Below are 3273 nucleotides of genomic sequence, written 5' to 3'. Positions count from 1 at the left end.
TTTCCGGGCGATATCTTCGCGCCGGGGCCGGCCCAAAAGGTTCCTCCCCAGCGCGAAGATATCGCCCGGAAACGACGGGCCGGACCGGCGTTCCCCGTCCGGAAGCCGCGTCCCCGAGACGGCGGCCCGCACTGGAGACGGACAGCCATGGCCAAGCCGAAGACGCTGCACGACGCCTTCTACGAGACTCTGAAGGACGTCTATTACGCCGAGAAGCAATCCGTGAAGGCGCTCAAGAAGTCCGCCAAGGCAGCCGAGCACCCGGAGCTGCGCCAGGCCTTCGAGACCCATGCCGAGGAGAGCGCCCAGCAGGTCGAGCGCCTGACCCAGGTGTTCGAGATCATCGGCAAGCCCGCCCGCGCCAAGACCTGCGAGGCGATGCAGGGCATCACCTCCGAGATGGAGGAGGATCTGGAGGATTTCGCCGACAGCCCGGCGGCCGACGCGGTGCTGGCCGCCTGCGCCCAGGCGGTGGAGCATTACGAGATCGCCCGCTACGGCACCCTCAAGACCTGGGCCCGCCAGCTCGGCCACGACGAGGCCGCCAAGCTCCTCGACGAGACCCTGCAGGAGGAGAAGAAGGCCGACGCGCTGCTCTCCAAGATCGCCGAGACGATCAACGTCGAGGGCACCCCGGCGGACGACGACGCGGAGGCTCCGAAGGGCAAGGCCCCGAAGAAGGCGGCCTGAGCGCGGCTGCGGCGGAGGAGGGGAGGCCGCTCCTCCGCCGGCTCGGAGATCCGGGTTTCCGAAGGGCTCGGCCCCAGCCCCTGTCGGGTGCCTGGATCAGGCGGACATCGGGCCGACGGTCTCCGTCACGTGGCCCGCCATTCCGGGGCGGGTGACCGGGCCGCCTCGGCACAGGTCCGAGGCGCCCGCCCCCAAAAATCACTTCGCGGTCTCGATCGCGCTGAGCGGCGTCCAGTAGCAGCGATCCTGCCCGCTGGTCAGGGCGAGGCACCCGTAGGTCACCGTCCGGTTCTCGAGCCGGACGGCCTCGCCGAGCTTCCACGACCGGCACTCGCCGCTGGCGAGGCTGCTCTTCAGGAGCTGCCCGAACGCCACCTCTTCGCCGGCCATGACCAGCTTGAACAGGCGATCGGTGACCTCCGGGGCGTGGCAGCCGAACCGCTCCTGGACGATGGTCTCGGCGCGCGCGTCCCGGGGCAGGGACACCATGACGGCGAGGGCGGCGAAGGCGGAAAGAAGGATGCGCATGGACCTAGGATAAGCGCCGGCCGCCGCCTGTCGAGCCCTCGGCCCGGGGGCGCCATGCGGGGGAAAGCCGCGCCCGCTATCCCTTCTCGTCCCGCTTCGCCGCCTGCCAGGCGGCCTCCATGGCGGCGAGATCCGAGCGGCCGAGTGCTCCGCCCGCGGCTTTCAGGTGCTCCGCCATGGCGGCGAAGCGGCGCTCGAACTTGGCGGTTCCGTCGCGCAACGCGGTCTCGGGATCGATCCCGGCATGCCGGGCGAGGTTGGCCACGGAGAACAGCAGATCGCCGATCTCTTCCGACACGGCCTGCCGGTCGCCGGCCGCCAGGGCCTCGGCGACCTCGTCGGCCTCCTCCCGGACCTTGTCGATCACCTGCGCGGCGTCGCCCCAGTCGAACCCGTGGGACGCCGCCCGCCGTGAGATTTTTTCGGCCCGGGTCAAGGCGGGGAGGGCCTGGGCGACGCCCCCGAGGGGATCCGGGTCGCCGGTGGCCGGATCCCGGGCCGCCCGCTCCTGCGCCTTGATCGCGGCCCACTGCGCCTCGACCTGGGCCGGGTCACGCAGGGCCAAGCCCGCTCGGAGGGGGGTGCCGTCCGGCTCGAACACATGCGGGTGGCGCCGGATCAGCTTGTCGCCGATCGCCCGGGCCACGTCGTCGAACGCGAAGGCGCCCTCCTCTTCGGCCATCCGGGCGTGGAACACCACTTGGAGCAGAAGGTCGCCGAGTTCGTCGCGCAGGTCGTCCCGGTCGCCCCGCGCCACCGCGTCGGCGACCTCGTAGGCCTCCTCGACCGTGTAGGGCACGATGGTCGCGAAGGTCTGCCGGAGATCCCAGGCGCAGCCGCATTCGGGGTCGCGCAGGGCGGCCATCAGGCGCAGGAGCCTGCCCAGGGGGGCGGGCTCGCAGGCGGCCGGGGTCCCGGGCCGGCTCGAATCGCGTGTGTCGGTCATGCCCACCGGGTTAGAGCAGGATGCGGGACAAGGAAATCCGGCGGTCCGGATCGGACTTCGGGTCAGACCCGGGCGTCGCGTTCGCGGACCTGCTCGGCCTGCAACTCGCTGAGATAGCCGGTGAGGCGGCCGGTGACGCCGGGGTCGGCGCATTGGACCCAGAGCGGAGCCGGCAGCACCCGCGCGGGCAGCCGCCGCAGGAAGGCCTCGGCCGACAGGGCCGCCTCCCGCTCCGAGGTGGCGGCCAGGAGCCGGGCTCCCGCCCGCGTGCCGATCAGGATCGCAATCGTGGCCATGGACACCCTCACATCGCGATACCAACCGCGCGAGCGGCCCTCGCGTTGCCTCGACCGGGGCCGGCGCCGATGCCGCGGCGCAGGCCGCCGACGAAACAGGGATCCGCACCCGGCCCTTGCGGAGCCGGGGGACCGACACCACCTGTGCAATCGTCGCCGGAGCCGCGCATCGCGGGTCGGTGGCTCCCTCGAGTTCGAATCGCGAGCCAGCCGCCCGGCGCAAGCCGGAGCCGTCTTCGCAATGCCGGCAAAAGGGTTGTTGACAGGGGAATGCGGGGCGTCTTATACGGCGCCTCCCGACGCGGTGGCCAAGCAAAGGCGAGCCGGTCGGACGGACTTTCCGAAGATTTCAGTGGGACTTGACCGGGGCAGCCTGGCGGTTTACTGGTTTCTTCAAGGTACTGACGAAGGTCAGTTCCGCTCTTTGACAAGTGAATACGAGAAAGAGAAGCGTGGACGGCGCTCGTCCTTGCGGACCCGACGTAAGTCGGGTCGTCAAGAGGATGCGAGCTGTCATACGCTTTTTGGAAGCTCACACGGTTCGGGTGGAAACGCCCGGATCAATGTGAGCCTTCGTCAAGATGTAGTGATCAGCTTTGATCAATCTCTTCAACGTGAGAGTTTGATCCTGGCTCAGAGCGAACGCTGGCGGCAGGCTTAACACATGCAAGTCGAGCGGGCACTTCGGTGTCAGCGGCGGACGGGTGAGTAACGCGTGGGAACGTGCCCTCTGGTTCGGAATAACTCAGGGAAACTTGAGCTAATACCGGATACGCCCTTTTGGGGAAAGGCTTGCTGCCGGAGGATCGGCCC

Annotated in this window: 4 protein-coding genes and 1 rRNA gene; 2 read left to right on the top strand and 3 right to left on the bottom strand. The window is 69.4% G+C overall.

The features are described from left to right. Nucleotides 1–147 precede the first annotated feature (147 nt). On the top strand, nt 148–690 hold the full coding sequence (locus FV228_RS24425; RefSeq protein ID WP_147856930.1) for a ferritin-like domain-containing protein: 543 nt from the start codon (nt 148–150) through the stop codon (nt 688–690). 198 nt (nt 691–888) lie between these two features. Here the strand turns inward: FV228_RS24425 and FV228_RS24420 are convergent, their stop codons facing one another. From FV228_RS24420 to FV228_RS24410, 3 genes are all read right to left on the bottom strand, one after another. Further along, entirely contained in the window at nt 889–1218 is a 330-nt protein-coding gene (locus FV228_RS24420) for a hypothetical protein (RefSeq protein WP_147856929.1), read from the bottom strand. Nucleotides 1219–1294: 76 nt separating this feature from the next. Then, the gene (gene mazG / locus FV228_RS24415) at nt 1295–2164 is read right to left on the bottom strand and encodes a nucleoside triphosphate pyrophosphohydrolase (protein WP_147856928.1); all 870 of its coding nucleotides are present in this window, start codon (nt 2162–2164) and stop codon (nt 1295–1297) included. Nucleotides 2165–2226: 62 nt separating this feature from the next. Further along, nucleotides 2227–2460 carry a hypothetical protein gene (locus FV228_RS24410; RefSeq protein WP_147856927.1) on the bottom strand — a complete coding sequence of 78 codons (234 nt, stop codon included), beginning with the start codon at nt 2458–2460 and terminating at the stop codon, nt 2227–2229. Between the two features lie 610 nt (nt 2461–3070). Here FV228_RS24410 and FV228_RS24405 point away from each other — a divergent pair. After that, nucleotides 3071–3273: ribosomal RNA gene (locus tag FV228_RS24405) — 16S ribosomal RNA — on the top strand; the annotation flags it as partial.

The organism is Methylobacterium sp. WL18 (assembly GCF_008040015.1).
Lineage (GTDB): Bacteria > Pseudomonadota > Alphaproteobacteria > Rhizobiales > Beijerinckiaceae > Methylobacterium > Methylobacterium mesophilicum.
Note: the sequence above shows the minus strand (reverse complement) of the source record. Positions and strands in the feature narration are given on the sequence as shown.